This is a genomic window from Rhodoferax lithotrophicus (genome assembly GCF_019973615.1).
Classification (GTDB): domain Bacteria; phylum Pseudomonadota; class Gammaproteobacteria; order Burkholderiales; family Burkholderiaceae_C; genus Rhodoferax; species Rhodoferax lithotrophicus.
In genome coordinates this window covers 3949184-3964095 of sequence record NZ_AP024238.1, presented here as the reverse complement: position 1 = coordinate 3964095, position 14912 = coordinate 3949184, and the positions used below count along the sequence as shown (strand labels likewise).

Here is a 14912-nt window from a genome sequence, read left to right as displayed (position 1 = left end):
CCATGAGCGTATCGATGGACCGCATGAGTGATCAGCCCCACGCCGTTGAAGTCCGCTTTGAGCCGATGACCGAGTCCCGGCTTGAAGCGGTGGTTGCCGTGGAAGGCCAGGCGCATGCCCATCCCTGGCAGCGCCAGCATTTTCTGGACTGTCTGGCCAGTGGCTACCAAGCCCAGATGCTGCTGGCGGGGGATGCGCTGCTGGGCTACTTCATTGGCATGAAAGGTTATGAAGAGGTGCACCTGCTCAACATCACCGTGGCCCCCGCCTACCAGCAGCAGGGTTGGGCGCGTGTCATGCTGGATGCCCTGGCGCTGTGGGCGCGCGGGCAGGGTGCGCAGTGTTTGTGGCTGGAAGCTCGCACCGGCAACACCCGGGCCATTCATGTCTACAAAGCGCAAGGTTTCTGCACCGTGGGTACCCGCCGCGCCTATTACCCCGCTGGCAACGGTCAGCGTGAAGATGCGGTGGTGATGAGCCTGCAACTTGTCGCCGCGGATTAAAGAGAAAATCAGCCCATGAGCCTCAACCTTGACACCCGCCAACGCGCCATGCTGGATGAAATGGGCGTACACGTGTGGTGGCCTGCGGCCTTGCCAGCCGACCTGGGTGAGGCACAAGTTGCTATGGATAATGAAGCTGACAGCGCTTATATGGAAAGCGCTAGAGGCCAAAATGATATAAAAATCCCAAGCGCAGCAGTGATCCCGCCCTCTCTGCCTGCAGACAATGTGTCCGCCGCACCCGTGGCCAGCCCCGTCCAGCTTGCCACCCCCACCCCGCCGCAAGTGGGGCCTAGCCCGAGTCATCATTCAGGCCCCCAGACCACTGCCCGTGCACCAAGCCCAACCCAGGTCACCACTTTGCCGGACGGCATTGCCCGCATGGACTGGCCACAAATACAAGGGACACTGGCCGATTGCCAGGCTTGCGCCATGTGTCTGGGCCGCCGTGCCAGCGTGCTGGCTGCGCCGGATGTGCCCACCCCCTGCGATTGGTTGGTGGTGGGTGACCCGCCGGATGAAGCCCAGGAGCGTTTGGGCCTGCCGTTTGTGGAAGATGCGGGCTTGTTGCTGGACAACATGTTGCGCGCAGTCGGGGTGCAGCGTTGGGCTCCATGGGCCGCGCCCGCGGCCTTGGCCGCTGAGCCCAGCGGGCGCGCTTACCTGACGCATGTGCTCAAGTGCCGGCCCGCCTTGATGCGTGCGCCATCGGCCGATGAGTTGGCCACCTGCGCGCATTACCTGCGCCGTGAAATTGCCCTGACACAGCCCAAAGTGATCCTTGCCATGGGGCGTTTTGCCATGCAGACCTTGCTTTCTGACACACCACCCGAGAGCGCCAAACTGCCGCTGGGCAAATTGCGTGGCCAGGTATGGCAGTTTGCCGGTGTGCCGCTGGTGGTGACTTACCCGCCGTCTTATCTGCTGCGCAACCCGCAGGACAAGGGCAAAGCCTGGGCCGACCTGTGCCTGGCGCTGGACGCGGTGCAAGGCCGCCTTTCCTGAGCGGGCTCAGGCCAACCGGCCCGGATCAAGCTTCAGGCGGGAGACACGGGTCGTTTTTCTGCCACCGGATTCAGGGGCAGATGATCCCGATCCGGGCGTTTGAAGGGGTCTACGTGGGTCATCATGTTGAGCACCCGATGGCGTTGCATGACACGTTCGCGGGCGGCCACGGCAATGTCATGGCCTTGCTCCACGCTCAGGGTGGCATCCACTTCCAGGTGGGCATCCACCACAATCATGTCGCCCATCTTGCGGGTGCGTACATCGTGTGCATCACGGATGCCGGCGGTTTCCAGCAAGGTCTGGCGAATGGCTTGCACCTCGGCCTCATCGGCGGCGCGATCCATCAGGTCGTGCAGCGCGTCCCAGCCAAAACTCCAGCCCATCTTGGTCACCATGAAGCCGACAATGGCGGCGGCAATCGGGTCCAGAATCGGGTAACCCGCCAGGTTGCCAATGATGCCCACACCCACCACCAGGGAGGATGCCGCATCCGAGCGGGCGTGCCAGGCATTGGCCACCAGCATGCTGCTTTTGACCCGCTTGGCCACCGCCAGCATGTAGCGAAACAGCAGCTCTTTGGCGGTGAGTGCGCCCGCAGCCACCCACAACGCGGTGATGTGCACCGTGGCAATGGTCTCCGGGCTTTGCAGCTTGTGGGCGGCAGACCACAACATGCCCAGACCCACGGCCAGCAGCAATACCCCCAGCACCAGCGAGGCGGCGGTTTCAAAGCGCTGGTGGCCGTAGGGATGATCTTCGTCGGCGGCTTTCTGGCTGTGGTGGTTGGCAAACAGCACCACAAAGTCGGCCACCAGGTCAGACAGGGAATGGATACCGTCGGCAATCAAGCCCTGTGATTTGGCCAGCACCCCCGCCACAATTTGGGCGATGGTCAGCAGCAAATTCACCGCCACGCTGACCCAGGTGCTGCGCGAGGCGGCGGCTGAGCGCTCGGCCGGGGTGAATTGGCTGTCTTCGTTGTTGTCGGGGAATTCGTCAGAGCGCATGGTGATTCAGGTCAGGGAAAACCCCAAGTTTAGGTCAGGCCTCATGCGCCTGCCCAGCTTTTCAGTCGACTTGTTCAAGCCTTCAGTTTCAGGGTAGGGGCCTCGGATTTTTGGGCGGCCAAAGAAACCGGCACCGTGGTGTGTGTTTGTGCTTCTTCACCAGGGTGGGCACCCAGGCTGTAGGGAATGGCCAAAAAGGCAAAGAAACTGACCGACATCAGCGTGGCGAAGACAACAGAGAGGTACTTGGTGACAAATTGTTGCAGGTGTGTATTCATGGTGAGCCTCTTGGGTGATGTGTGTTTAGCGATGGGGTGAATCATCTCGCTCGGGCCTTAAGCACACCTTAGCTGCCACTTAAGGAATTCTTATTCCCTTGTCACATCATCCGTGTTGTTGCTCTGCCTTGTTGTGTCCGTACACTGCCTGCGGCCTTGCGCTTAGGCCCCCATGGTTGAGAAATGGAATGCACCGTGGTGAGCCTTCATACAATCAGCCCATGAAATTTTTAGACCTGTTGCGCCAGGCAGAGCGCCAAAATTCTTCCATGCTGTGTGTCGGGCTAGACCCCGAACCGGCCAAATTCCCCGCCGCCTACCAGGGCGATGCCCGCAAGATTTACGACTTTTGCGCAGCCATCGTGGAGGCCACGGCCGACCTGGTCAGCGCCTTCAAGCCGCAGATTGCCTACTTTGCCGCGCACCGGGCCGAAGACCAGCTGGAGCGCTTGATGGCCCACATGCGCAGCACCGCGCCGGGTGTGCCGATCATTCTGGATGCCAAGCGGGGCGACATTGGCAGCACCGCCGAGCAGTACGCCAAGGAGGCGTTTGAGCGTTACGGGGCCGACGCGGTCACCTTGTCACCCTTCATGGGTTTTGACACGATTGCGCCTTACCTCAAATACCACGACAAAGGCGCATTTGTGCTGTGCCGCACCTCCAACCCCGGCGGCGACGATTTTCAGAACCAGCGGCTGGCCAGCGTGGCGGGTGAACCGCGTTTGTATGAACACATTGCCCAGCTGGCCCAAGGCCCATGGAACCTGAACGGTCAGCTCGGCCTGGTGGTGGGGGCCACCTACCCGGCAGAAATTGAGCGGGTGCGCGAGCTGGCTCCCAGCTTGCCGCTGCTGATTCCGGGCGTCGGTGCGCAGGGCGGTGATGCCCTGGCCACCGTCCGGGCGGGCTGGCGCGAACACGGGCCGATTGTGGTGAACTTGTCACGGACCGTGTTGTATGCCAGCGCCGGGGCCGATTTTGCGCAGGCGGCGCGCCAGGTGGCCATGCAAACCCGTGACCAGTTGCAGGCCGCCAGGCTGGCTTGATTGACTATTGATTGAGTAGCTTCCTGCGCTTGATTGATAAGGGCTACAGGGTTAAAACTGGGTAGCGCTGGATTGGTTTAAAAGTGGATGATCTAGCGTGATCGCAGCGGCCGCGTGGGATGGATCATCTGTGCTGCCAGCGCCTGTCGGCCATGAAGGCGGGTAGCAATACCCTGCAGGGTTAGCGGGGCTGGATGGCATCGCACATCAACGTGTGTCGCGCCGCCATCATGCAGCAGACGCACGTAGCGTGCAGAACGGGACCCTGTTGCCGTAACCGTTTCACCCACCACCCGGATGGCTTGTCTGGACATTCCCTGGCGGCTTGTCAGCGGGGGAAGGCAGACGCGCTGCGATGGCCCGGTATCAGCCATTGTTGTCACTCTTCCTGATCGTGTCCCTGGCGCAGCAGCAATCAGGCCAGATTGGCCTGAGCCTCTGACCGATCAGGAACAAGCTGTAAGGGCCCACGCAGCAAGGCCTCGGCGGGCTCAAACTGCTTGGCCCGCAGAGCGGCTGTGTTTTGTTCAAGCAGCGAGGCGACTTGTGGGGCGGGCATGGTGTTGGAGGAATGTATGCGGTTGCGGCTCGCCGTTCAGGGGCGACATGCGGCTGTGTAACGACTTTTGTTCATGCACGGTTTGGGGGAATGCTGGCGACAACACGGCTGTGGCATACAGGAACCGGAGGATCCAAGTCATGCAAAAACGCCGCCGTGAATGGCCAATGGGTTACCGGTGATTGATTTGCTGGAGTCGTTTTTTTGGGAGTGCCAAGCGTAGAATGAATCGAGGTCAAACGCTTTTCCATGTGTCTAACAGATCCCTTAGATGGACAGGCATTCAGGGCTAATATCAATAAAACCTGGGGAGTGGACATGTCACTGTACCAAATGCGCAAGTTTGTTGCGCCAGAGTTTATTTTTGGTGTGAGTTCCCGCCGACGAGTGGGCTATTACGCACGCAACCTGATGGCTCGAAGGGTGCTGATCGTGAGCGACCCCGGTGTCATGGCTGCGGGTTGCCTCAAGGATGTGCAGGCTGATTTGACAAAAGTCGGCATTGAGTCCGTGGTGTTTCACGCACTGACACCTAATCCCAAAGATCACGAAGTCATGGCCGGGGCTGCCTTTTATGCCCGTGAACACTGTGATTTGATTGTGGCCGTGGGCGGTGGTAGTGTCATGGACTGTGCCAAAGGTATTGGTATCGTGCATGCCAATGGATGCCACATTCTTGCCTTTGAAGGCGTCGACCAGGTGGCTGTACCCGGGCCTCCGCTGATCTGTATTCCGACCACGGCGGGAACGGCAGCCGACATTTCACAGTTTTGTATCGTCGTCAACACGCAGGATCGCTACAAAATGGCCATCATCAGCAAGACGGTGGTTCCTGATGTGGCCTTGGTCGACCCGGAAACAACGCTGACCATGCCCCCATATCTGACGGCCTGTACCGGGCTGGATGCCCTGACCCATGCCATCGAGGCCTATGTGTCTACCGCCAGTTCACCGGTGGTGGATGTCCATGCACTGGCCGCCATCACGCTGGTCTGGAAAAATCTGGAGATAGCCGTGGCTCAGCCCAGTGATTTGATGGCGCGCGAGAACATGCTGCTGGGGAGTCTGCATGCAGGCCTGGCTTTTTCGAATGCCAGTCTGGGGGCCGTCCATGCGTTGGCGCATTCATTGGGTGGTTTTCTTGACTTGCCCCACGGCGAATGCAACGCTTTGTTGCTGGAACATGTGGTGCGTTTCAACATGGATGCGGCGACTGACCGCTATGCTCAAATTGGCCAGGCGATGGGCCTTGAGATGCGCGGCATGACGAAAAATGAGCAGGCCAAGAAGATCACGACCGAACTGGCTGCCTTGCGTAAACGGGTCGGCATTGCTGATAGCTTGACTCGGCGGGGCGTACGTTCGGTCGATATTCCCGAACTGGCCGGGCATGCGCTCAATGATGCTTGTCTTGTCACCAATCCCCGCTATACCCAACTGGGCGACATCAAGGCGATTTATGGCGAAGCTCTTTGAGCCTGATGAGGACTGGGCCACACGCAAGGACCGCATCATCGGCCTGGGTGAGCGTTCGTTCCATAAAAGCTACTACCCCCAACTGCGTCAGAACCTGGATCGACTTGAGCGGTTTCGCACACTCATCGACCGTACCTCAGACTTTGTCCTTCTTATTGCGCTGCCGCAAGGGGTCGTGGTAGATGCCAATGCCACCTTGGGGCACTTGCTTGGTGAATCTGTTGAGAAGCTGATCGGTCAGCCTTTGGCATCATTGGGGCTGGTTGATGTGACCAGCTTGCTGGTGGAGCTGCGCCGGGATATGCATGAGCTTGATGCCAGCATGGAAACACCTCCCCATTCTCTGGTGACCGAATACCGTCGTGGTGAGACTTCGATCTGGCTGGAGTTGTCGTATCGCGTGGCCATGGTTGAACACGTTTGTTATGGTGTTCTGGTCGGGCGCGACATCACTGAACGCAAAGCTGCACAAGATCGGATCAAGTTCCTTGTCCATCATGATGTTTTGACCGGATTACCCAACATCTTGCTGGTGCAGGATCGGTTGCAGCAAGCGATCAGCCAGGCTGACCGCAATCATGAAAAGTTGGCACTGATGGTGGTTGATCTGGATCGCTTCAAGACGGTTAATGACACCCTCGGTCATCGCGTGGGCGATCAGATTTTGATCGCTGTGGCCAAACGTCTGGGTGAGTGCCTGCAGGAGACCGATACCCTTTGTCGGCAAGGGGGCGATGAGTTTTTGATCTTGCTGCCCAATCTGACTGATTCGGATGTCAGTGTGCTATTTCTCAACAAGTTGATGCTTGGATTTTTGGCCCCATTTGGGGTAACTGACAAGGAGCTCGCCATGACCATTTCGGTCGGAGTTTCCATTTATCCGGAGGATGGATCTGATTTCGATACCCTGCTCAAAAAAGCCGACATGGCGATGCACCGGGCCAAAAATGACGGCGGAAATGCGTATCGATTCTTCAATCAGGAGATGAATGAAGAAGCCCAGGAGCGGTTGGCGATGCATTTCGGTTTGCGTCAAGCTCTCGAAAAGGGTGAATTTGTGCTTCATTACCAACCGCAAATTGAACTCGTTGGCGGTAATCTGGTGGGCGTTGAGGCCTTGATTCGCTGGAACCATCCTGAGCTCGGTTTGGTTCCTCCGGGTCGTTTTATACCGGCGGCGGAAGAAAACGGCCTGATTGTGCCAATGGGGGAGTGGGTGTTGCTTGAAGCTTGTCGGCAGGCAGTGCGGTTTCAGAAGGCCGGGTTGTCCCGCTTGGTGGTCGCAGTCAACCTCTCTGCTTTGCAGTTTAAACGGGGAGACATTGAGCAGTCGGTGCGCTTGGCTTTGGATGAATCCGGTCTTGCCCCCGAGTTGCTTGAACTGGAGCTGACGGAATCCATCTTGATTGGTGACACCGAGCGTGTGCTTTCGACCGTGATGCGGCTTAAAAAGAAGGGCGTCAAGCTCTCAATCGATGACTTTGGAACGGGCTATTCCAGCCTCTCTTACCTCAAGCGATTCAAGGTCGATAAACTCAAAATAGACCAGTCCTTTGTTCGCAATCTGGCTCATGATGTGGAGGATGATGCCATCGTTCGAGCCATCATCCAGATGGGCCACAGCCTGGGTTTGAGAACCATTGCCGAAGGTGTCGAAGATCAGCCGGTTATGGATCGCTTGCGCCTCTACCACTGTGACGAACTTCAGGGCTACTTTATCTCGCGGCCCATCCCCGCCGCGGCCTTCATCGCGGCGTATGCCCCATCTCAGCAGGCTCAAACCAGTTGAGACGGCGACCCAGCCAGCCCTGGTTTTTTACGGGCTCATCCAATCCATGCACATTCTGTGTGGCTGGCGGCGCAGGCTGGGTGATGCAGTGCATGTCTTGACCCTCACCCTACGTCAGGCTTGATACTGCCCCCTTTACCCCAAGGAGTCCTGACCTTGCATCTCAAAGTTGGCGAACTGGCCAAACGCACTGGCCTGACGGTGCGCACCCTGCACCACTACGACAGCATCCAGCTGCTCACGCCTTCGGCGCGCTCCGAGGCGGGCTACCGGCTCTACAACCAGGCCGACGTGGGCCGCCTGCACAGCATCCAGGCGCTACGTCACCTGGGCCTGCCGCTGGCCGACATTGCCCGCATGCTGGAACGTGGCGGTGAGGGCCTGAGCGACACCATTGCCCGGCAAATCCGTGCGCTGGAGCATGAAATCACCCAGGCCACCGAGCTACGATCCCGGCTGCAACTGCTGCAGGAGCGCCTGGCCACGGGCAATGAGCCCGACATGAGCGACTGGCTGTCCACCCTGTCGCTGATGAGCACCTATGCCAAGTACTTCAGCGCCGACGAGATCCGGCTGATCCTGGGCAACCGCAAGGCCCAAAGCGCCACCTGGGAGCGGCTGATTGCCGATGTCAAGCAGGCCATGCAGCAGTCACTGCCCAGTGACAGCCGTCAGGTGCAATCGCTCGCCCTGCGCTGGATGAACCTGACGCTGGCGATGATGAACGACAACTTCAAGCTGATCGAGCGCTGGGGCCAGATGTACTGTGCCGAGCCCAAAGGGCAATTCAAAAACGGGCCGGGGCCGGAAGTCATCAGCTTCATCAACGCCGCCATCAACCTGCGCATGAGCGCCATGTTGCGTCATATGAGTTTGGCGGAGTTACATACGCTGCGCACCGTGCCCGATGCGGCCATTGAGCAACTGACCCAAGAAGCCCATGCGTTACACGCCGCCCAAGCCGATCTGACGGGGGCGGCGGCACAGGCGCTGGTGGCGCACTGGGAACAGGTGATGCTCGACCTGTGTAGCGGCCAGCCCGCGCTGCTGCGCAAGTTGATCGCCGCCTACAACGCCGAGCCCCTGCTGAACGGCACCACGGTGTTTGATGAGCTCACCCTGGACATCGTCAAACGCGCCATGGCCGCACAAGCTCATCCATTAACTATTCAGCATCCTGATCCGCTTATGGGGCATATTTTTATAAACAAATAAGCCTCTGGAGCATACTGTACAAGCGCAAGTAGCTACCAAAAAAGGAGTATTTAGGGCCATGGACGAGGTGCCCGCGGCCAAGCGTGTGGATGGGGCACACAGCTACGCAGATCGTCCGGTGTCACGCACCTGCGTTGCCAACGCCTCACGCACCTGATCCACCAAAGGGGCCCAACTCAAGCCGCGCGGTTGGCGAAACAGGCGCAGCACGTCGGGGTACCAGGGGGAATCGGTGCGCTGCTCCAGCCAGCGCCAATCGGTCATGAAGGCGGGTAGCAAGACCCAGCAAGGTTTCCCAAGGGCCCCTGCCAGATGGGCCACGGCAGTGTCTACGCTGATCACCAGATCCAGTTGCGCCACGGCGGCGGCCGTATCGGCAAAGTCATGCAAACCGGCTGCCAGGTCGATCAAGGGCTGACTGTGCGGTTGCCGTGTGGCCTCTGGTTCTCCCTGGCCTTTTTGCAGGCTGAAGAACTGCACCCCCGGCACTTGCCAAAGCGGGGCCATGACCTCCAGACCGGGCAAGGAGCGCTGCGCATCGTTCACAAAATCAGGGTTACCTTGCCACACCAGGCCAACGCGCCAGGCAGGCCCGGGGCTCCGTTGGTTGATTTCAGCCCGCCAATGGCTCACCCGCGCTGCGGGAGCACGCAGATAAGGAATCTGCGCCGGAATGTTGTCTTGCTGCGTGCCCAGGTGAAAAGGCAGGCTGAGCACCGGACACCAAAAGTCCCAGGCCTTGTCCGGCCAGTTTTCGTCAAACCCGATCAGCTCAGCCACCCCCTCCAGCGTCTGCAGCAGCGTTTTCAGGGCCGGATGGCACAGCACATCGACACCGGCCGCGCCGTTGTGGTGCAACAGGGTCACGTAGCGGCAGAACTGGATCATGTCGCCGTAGCCAGCGTCATACACCACCAGAATGGATCGCCCCGGCAGTGCCTGCCCCTGCCAGCGCGGGCAGGGCAGGCGGGCGGCGATGGCCCGATACCAATCCCGAAACTCCAGGTGCTGCCAGCCCTCTTGAAAGTGCCCCTGGCGCAGCAACAGGCAGGCCAGGTTGAAATGGGCTGCGGCGTGTGAGGCATCCAGTTGCAAGGCGTGACGCAAGCTGCTTTCGGCCTCTGTATCACGCCAGTTCTGCGCCTGCAAAGCCCCCAGGTTGCACCAGGCCCCCGGCATGTCGGGTTGCAGCGACAGCGCCAGGCGGTAGGCGGCTTCGGCGGCCTGGAAAAACTTCATCCCGGCCAGCAAGGCACCAAAGTTGAGATGAATCCGCGCATTGCCTGGTTGCAGCGTGATCGCGTATTCGTAGTGCTGGGCGGCCTCGTCGGGCTGGCCACGTCGTTCCAGCAACCAGGCCAGATTGGCATGTGCCTCCGCCAGGTCGGGGTCTTGTTGCAAGGCCTCCAGGAGCAAGGCCTCGGCCGCTTCAAACTGCTCGGCCTGCAACGCTTGTGTGCTTTGTTCAAACAGCAAGGCCGCCGTTGGTGGGGTCAGAGTGGGGGATGGCATAAGACACTGTAACCAAATCTGTCCGGCTGCGGATGCCGCTGTGCCACTGGTGGTGCCGCATGAAAAAAAGTGCTTGACCCTCACGCAAGGTCAGGGCTGAACATTCGGATTTTGATTGCTGACCACAGAAAGACAAGCCATGACCCAACGCCCGACCGACCCCGCACGCGCCACGCTGATGCGCGACAAAAACTTCGTCTGGCTGATGCTGGGTGCCAGCATCAGCCTGTTGGGTGACCAGTTCACCCTGGTGGCTCTGCCCTGGCTGGTGCTGCGCATGACCGGCGACACCCTGGTGCTGGGCATGGTGCTGGGGCTGATGAGCCTGCCCCGTGCGCTGTTCATTTTGATCGGCGGCGCGGTGGTCGACCGCTACTCCCCCAAGCGGGTGCTGATGCTCACCAAATACGTCAACACCCTGCTGCTGGCTGGCCTGGCCGTGCTGGTGCTGGCGGGCGGGCTGTCGCTGTGGACGGTGTACCTGCTGGCCTTGGCCATCGGACTGGCCACAGCGTTCAGTATTCCCTCAGCCACCTCCATGCTGCCGCATGTGATGCCACGCGCGCAGTTGCCCGCCGCCAACAGTGTGATGATGGGCTTGCGCCAGTTGTCGATGTTTGTCGGCCCGCTGCTGGCCGGTGTGCTGATTGCGCTGTATGGTGATGGCACTTCGGGCAGCACCGCTGGCCGGGTGCCCGACGCGTTGGGGCTGGGTGTGGCCTTTGGGCTGGATGCCCTGAGCTTTGCGCTGTCGGCCTGGACGCTGGCACAGGTGCGCCTGCACCCGGTCAGCCTGGCTGCGCAGAACGCTGGGCCAGCCGTCCATGAACCGGTGTTCCATGCGGTCAAGTCGGGCCTGCGCCATCTGTGGCATGACCGTGACCTGCGTTGGTGCTTCCTCTACTGGGGCGCAGTGGCGGTGCTGATCACCGGCCCGGTGCAAATTGCCCTGCCGGTGCTGGCCAGCACGCTCCAGTTGGGTGCGGCGGCGTTGGGTATCTTGCTGGGGGCTCATGGCGCGGGCACGCTGATGGGGATGGCGGTGTCCGGCGCCCGCCCGGGTCTGCGTCTGGGCACGCTGGGCACGACCATGCTGGCGGTGGACGGGGTGGTGGGCCTGCTGTTCATGCCCATGGGCCTGATCTCGGCCACTTGGCAGGGCGCGGCACTGTTGGTCACTATCGGCTTATTGGGCGGCTTTATACAGGTGACCATTTTCAGCTGGTTGCAGCAGCGCACGCCGCCCGCGTTGATGGGCCGGGTGATGAGTATGTTCATGTTCATCTTTTTGGGGCTGGCCCCGTTGTCGGGGGCGCTCACCGGCTGGCTGATGCGTGCCATCACCTTGCCCCAGCTTTTTATGGGTTGCGGTGGCCTGCTGGTGTGCCTGGTGCTGGGTGCTCTGGCTGCTTCACCCATGCGCCGGGTGACGGATCAGTTGGCGTTCAAATAGCTATAAAAATAATAGCTATTTATGCTTGTTTTATAAGCGATACAGGTCAAAACAAGGCGTATTTAATAGCCGCGCAGCGCGATCAGGCTGTGCGTGCCGCATCGGCCAGTTGCCGCAAGGCTTGTTCATACACCTCAGGGGCTTGGCCGCCCGAGATCAGGTGGCGGTTATTGAGGATGACGGCGGGCACCGAATGGATGCCGCTGCTGGTGTAAAACGCTTCCTGCTCGCGCACTTCATCCGCAAACGCGTCACTTTGCAGCACGGCACGGGCGCGTGATGAGTCCAGCCCCTGCTGGGTCACCAGATTCAGCAGCACTTCATGAGAACTTGGGTCTAGCCCATGGGTGAAATAAGCGGTGAACAAGGCCATCTTGAGGGCTTTTGGGGCCCCCGGCGGGCCTTCCCGTTCGGCCCAGTGCAGCAGGCGATGGGCATCAAAGGTGTTGTAGATACGCTCACGTTTACCTATGCCAAACTCAAACCCCAGGGCTGCGCCGCGCTGGCGAATGGTTTCACGCGTTTGCGCCAGTTGCTCTGGTGAGGCACCGTATTTCTGGCTCAGGTGTTCGGTGATTTCCTGGCCTTGGGGCGGCATCTGCGGGTTAAGCTCAAACGGTTGGAAATGCAATTCGGTCTGCACCTGGTCTTGCAGGCGTTCCAGCGCCAGGTTCAGTGACTGCAAGCCAATGGCACACCAGGGGCAGGACACGTCGGAGACAAAATCGATTTTGATGGGAGTTGTCATGGGGTAGGGTGAGCACGGAGCTCTTGTCTTGGGCAAGGGCTACAGTATCAAACAAGCCTTGAGGGGGCATGAAAAATGCGGGGTTTGCCATTCTGTCCATGAGGGGCATTGGTGACCCATTTGTCATGTGATGCCATCACAATCCCTGTGTGCATGAGAAAAGGAGGTTTATGTCGAACTATCGTGATATGTTGGTGGCGATCAGTCTGTTTGGGCTGACTTTTGTGGCCATGGCGCAGGAGGATGCACCTTCGCTGGCGTCCGCGCGTCAATGGCTCCAGCGTGGTTTGCCAGCCCAGGCGCTGGCGGAGCTTGAGCCTGGGTTGATGCGCTACGCAGGAATGCCTGACTACGACTACCTGTTGGGTCTGGCCTGGCAGGGCAGTGGTGATACCGGGCAAGCTTTGTTTGCCTTTGAGCGGGTGGTCATGGCAGATGCCGGTCATGTGGAGGCACGCCTGAAGGCTGCCAGCATTCTTCTTGAGCGTGGTGATGAGAGACATGCTGCTGAGCTGCTGCAGCCCTTGGCAACTTTGCCGCTCACCTCCGATCAGCAACAGGTGCTGGAGCGCTTGCGTCGGGATGTGGCTCAGGCAGAAGGTGGCCGCGGCCTGAGTCTGAGTGGTTACCTGGCCCTGGGCGTGGGCGGGTCTGACAATGTGACCAGTGGCCCGGATTCACCCCAGTTGTTAATTCCGTTGCTGGGCAACACGCCCACGGCATTGGGCACTGCCGCGCGGGATCAGGATCAGATGGCCACCGTCGAGGCCGGTTTGACGTTGCGCAAGGAGCTTGATGCGTCCACCTGGGTCACGGCCAATGGCAACCTCAGCCAGAACTTCAACCGTAGCCGCAAGGATGTGAAGGAGGGCGTGGTCTACCTTGATCTGGGGTTGCAAAAACGCATGGGCAAGGATCATTGGGGCGCAACGCTGCTGGCGCAGAATGACCTGGTCAATGACGCGGTGTACCGCAGTTCTCTGGGTGCACGGCTGAATTGGGTGCATCCGTGGAGTGAGGACTCACGGGTCAGTGGCTATCTCCAGCATCTCAGGTTTGACTTTCCTGACCATGCCATCGACAACGCCGCGCGTATGACGGTTGGCCTGAGCCACGATGGTGCCACCAGCCGTGGTGCCAGGCATTGGCAGTACGGCTTGTATGCGGGCAAAGAAGTGTCCAAAGACGATATCCGGCCGCATTTCAGCTTTCGCTTGTGGGGTGTTCATCTTGGCGGCAGCGTGCCGGTGAATGACCAGCTGGTGTTGTCGCTCGGGCTGGCCTATGAAGAGCAGCGGCATCTGGCCACTGATGCGCTTTACCTCGTGGTGCGACGTGATTCAAGCCGCAGCCTGGGGCTGGCGGCTGACTACAAACTGGGCGAGCGCTGGCATCTGATTCCTCGCTATACCATCACGCGCAATATGTCGAACACAGCGCTTTACGACTACACCCGAAATACCTTTTCGTTGCAATTGAGATGGGATTTTTGACCATGTACCACACGGATTTGGACTGGCGCTGGGTGCGCCTTATGGGCCGGTTTTTTCTGGCGGTTTGTTACCTGCCACTGGCGGCGCTGGCCGCAGACCCTGCGGGGGTGATCCTGTCGCTGAACGGCAAGGTGGAAATCGTGCACGGCGCAGACAAGCGGTTAGCCGTGAATCGCGCCGAGTTGTTCAGTGGCGACAGCATCGAGACCGGGGAGGGGCAGGTGCAAATCCGCTTTGTCGACGGCACCCTGCTGACCCTGTACCGTGATACCCGCTTCGCGGTGGACGATTACCGCTATGCCAAGGGCAAGGAGAACCGGGCACAGTTCAGCTTGTTGAATGGTCTGATGCACACGCTGACCGGGCAGATGGACAAACAGAATTACCAGCTCAAGACCCGCCTGGCCAACCTAGGTGTGCGTGGCACCGAGTATTCCGTGAAGCTGGGTGACGTGCTGCATGTCAGTGTGGATCACGGACAGGTGGAAGTGGCCAATGCCGGGGGACGGGCGCTGGTCAGTGCCGGGCAGAGTCTGACGGTGTTTGGCCCGCAAGTGATGCCCAAACCGGCCATCGGTGGCAAGCTGGATATAGGTCCACACGGGGGGCCAGGGCGTTCACCAGGCCCAGGGCAAGGCATGGGTCCGGGTGGCGCTCCACCGCCGCCACCGCCGGTGGGTACGCAGAATATGTCGCGCTCAACCAATACCCCGAATGGACAAGTGGTGCGGCCGCCTCAACCCACACCGCCTCAACCCATACAACCCGTACAACCGGCACCGGGGCCAGTGGTGCCGCCCAAACCGCTGTGAACTGGCGGTT

At 59.9% G+C, this 14912-nt stretch carries 14 protein-coding genes; 9 read left to right on the top strand and 5 right to left on the bottom strand.

Annotated elements, in window-relative coordinates; translation table 11 throughout:
- The first annotated feature begins 2 nt into the window (after positions 1-2).
- Positions 3-503, top strand: coding sequence for a ribosomal protein S18-alanine N-acetyltransferase (gene rimI, locus LDN84_RS18350; protein ID WP_223904866.1), 501 nt, complete (start codon positions 3-5; stop codon positions 501-503).
- A 15-nt stretch (positions 504-518) separates the two neighbouring features.
- Positions 519-1508 carry a uracil-DNA glycosylase gene (locus LDN84_RS18345; protein WP_223904865.1) on the top strand — a complete coding sequence of 330 codons (990 nt, stop codon included), beginning with the start codon at positions 519-521 and terminating at the stop codon, positions 1506-1508.
- Between the two features lie 32 nt (positions 1509-1540).
- Here the strand turns inward: LDN84_RS18345 and LDN84_RS18340 are convergent, their stop codons facing one another.
- Together LDN84_RS18340 and LDN84_RS18335 are read right to left on the bottom strand one after the other, a co-directional pair.
- Positions 1541-2518, bottom strand: a complete 978-nt coding sequence (locus LDN84_RS18340; protein ID WP_223904864.1) for a cation diffusion facilitator family transporter — start codon at positions 2516-2518, stop codon at positions 1541-1543.
- A 74-nt stretch (positions 2519-2592) separates the two neighbouring features.
- The gene (locus LDN84_RS18335) at positions 2593-2796 is read right to left on the bottom strand and encodes a hypothetical protein (RefSeq protein ID WP_223904863.1); all 204 of its coding nucleotides are present in this window, start codon (positions 2794-2796) and stop codon (positions 2593-2595) included.
- Between the two features lie 221 nt (positions 2797-3017).
- On the opposite strand from LDN84_RS18335, the gene pyrF reads away from it, so the two are divergent.
- Positions 3018-3845 carry an orotidine-5'-phosphate decarboxylase gene (pyrF, locus tag LDN84_RS18330; RefSeq protein ID WP_223904862.1) on the top strand — a complete coding sequence of 276 codons (828 nt, stop codon included), beginning with the start codon at positions 3018-3020 and terminating at the stop codon, positions 3843-3845.
- A 415-nt stretch (positions 3846-4260) separates the two neighbouring features.
- Here the strand turns inward: pyrF and LDN84_RS18325 are convergent, their stop codons facing one another.
- Complete coding sequence (locus LDN84_RS18325) at positions 4261-4404, bottom strand: hypothetical protein (RefSeq protein ID WP_223904861.1); 144 nt, start codon at positions 4402-4404, stop codon at positions 4261-4263.
- A 318-nt stretch (positions 4405-4722) separates the two neighbouring features.
- Here LDN84_RS18325 and ercA point away from each other — a divergent pair, with 318 nt between their 5' ends.
- The 3 genes from ercA to LDN84_RS18310 all read left to right on the top strand — a co-directional run bounded on the left by ercA (position 4723) and on the right by LDN84_RS18310 (position 8884).
- On the top strand, positions 4723-5880 hold the full coding sequence (gene ercA, locus LDN84_RS18320; RefSeq protein ID WP_223904860.1) for an alcohol dehydrogenase-like regulatory protein ErcA: 1158 nt from the start codon (positions 4723-4725) through the stop codon (positions 5878-5880).
- Positions 5864-7669, top strand: coding sequence for a putative bifunctional diguanylate cyclase/phosphodiesterase (locus LDN84_RS18315; protein ID WP_223904859.1), 1806 nt, complete (start codon positions 5864-5866; stop codon positions 7667-7669). Before ercA ends, LDN84_RS18315 begins: the two co-directional genes overlap by 17 nt.
- Before the next feature lie 156 nt (positions 7670-7825).
- On the top strand, positions 7826-8884 hold the full coding sequence (locus tag LDN84_RS18310) for a MerR family transcriptional regulator (RefSeq protein WP_223904858.1): 1059 nt from the start codon (positions 7826-7828) through the stop codon (positions 8882-8884).
- A gap of 102 nt (positions 8885-8986) precedes the next feature.
- On the opposite strand, the gene LDN84_RS18305 is transcribed toward LDN84_RS18310, so the two are convergent.
- The gene (locus LDN84_RS18305; RefSeq protein ID WP_223904857.1) at positions 8987-10396 is read right to left on the bottom strand and encodes a tetratricopeptide repeat protein; all 1410 of its coding nucleotides are present in this window, start codon (positions 10394-10396) and stop codon (positions 8987-8989) included.
- Between the two features lie 139 nt (positions 10397-10535).
- Between LDN84_RS18305 and LDN84_RS18300 the strand changes: the two genes are divergently transcribed.
- A complete protein-coding gene (locus LDN84_RS18300) occupies positions 10536-11849 on the top strand; it encodes an MFS transporter (RefSeq protein ID WP_223904856.1) in 1314 nt (437 codons plus the stop codon).
- 82 nt (positions 11850-11931) lie between these two features.
- Here LDN84_RS18300 and LDN84_RS18295 read toward each other — a convergent pair whose 3' ends face one another.
- On the bottom strand, positions 11932-12597 hold the full coding sequence (locus LDN84_RS18295) for a DsbA family oxidoreductase (RefSeq protein ID WP_223904855.1): 666 nt from the start codon (positions 12595-12597) through the stop codon (positions 11932-11934).
- Positions 12598-12767: 170 nt separating this feature from the next.
- Here LDN84_RS18295 and LDN84_RS18290 point away from each other — a divergent pair, with 170 nt between their 5' ends.
- On the top strand, positions 12768-14090 hold the full coding sequence (locus LDN84_RS18290; RefSeq protein ID WP_223904854.1) for a surface lipoprotein assembly modifier: 1323 nt from the start codon (positions 12768-12770) through the stop codon (positions 14088-14090).
- Positions 14078-14902: a FecR family protein gene (locus LDN84_RS18285; protein ID WP_223904853.1), complete on the top strand. Its 825-nt coding sequence runs from the start codon at positions 14078-14080 to the stop codon at positions 14900-14902. Before LDN84_RS18290 ends, LDN84_RS18285 begins: the two co-directional genes overlap by 13 nt.
- Positions 14903-14912: the final 10 nt, after the last annotated feature.

Coding starts and splice junctions, on each gene's coding strand:
- rimI (WP_223904866.1), top strand. CDS start 3: ATGAGCGTATCGATGGACCGCATGAGTGATCAGCCCCACGCCGTTGAA.
- LDN84_RS18345 (WP_223904865.1), top strand. CDS start 519: ATGAGCCTCAACCTTGACACCCGCCAACGCGCCATGCTGGATGAAATG.
- LDN84_RS18340 (WP_223904864.1), bottom strand. CDS start 2,518: ATGCGCTCTGACGAATTCCCCGACAACAACGAAGACAGCCAATTCACC.
- LDN84_RS18335 (WP_223904863.1), bottom strand. CDS start 2,796: ATGAATACACACCTGCAACAATTTGTCACCAAGTACCTCTCTGTTGTC.
- pyrF (WP_223904862.1), top strand. CDS start 3,018: ATGAAATTTTTAGACCTGTTGCGCCAGGCAGAGCGCCAAAATTCTTCC.
- LDN84_RS18325 (WP_223904861.1), bottom strand. CDS start 4,404: ATGCCCGCCCCACAAGTCGCCTCGCTGCTTGAACAAAACACAGCCGCT.
- ercA (WP_223904860.1), top strand. CDS start 4,723: ATGTCACTGTACCAAATGCGCAAGTTTGTTGCGCCAGAGTTTATTTTT.
- LDN84_RS18315 (WP_223904859.1), top strand. CDS start 5,864: ATGGCGAAGCTCTTTGAGCCTGATGAGGACTGGGCCACACGCAAGGAC.
- LDN84_RS18305 (WP_223904857.1), bottom strand. CDS start 10,396: ATGCCATCCCCCACTCTGACCCCACCAACGGCGGCCTTGCTGTTTGAA.
- LDN84_RS18300 (WP_223904856.1), top strand. CDS start 10,536: ATGACCCAACGCCCGACCGACCCCGCACGCGCCACGCTGATGCGCGAC.
- LDN84_RS18295 (WP_223904855.1), bottom strand. CDS start 12,597: ATGACAACTCCCATCAAAATCGATTTTGTCTCCGACGTGTCCTGCCCC.
- LDN84_RS18290 (WP_223904854.1), top strand. CDS start 12,768: ATGTCGAACTATCGTGATATGTTGGTGGCGATCAGTCTGTTTGGGCTG.
- LDN84_RS18285 (WP_223904853.1), top strand. CDS start 14,078: ATGGGATTTTTGACCATGTACCACACGGATTTGGACTGGCGCTGGGTG.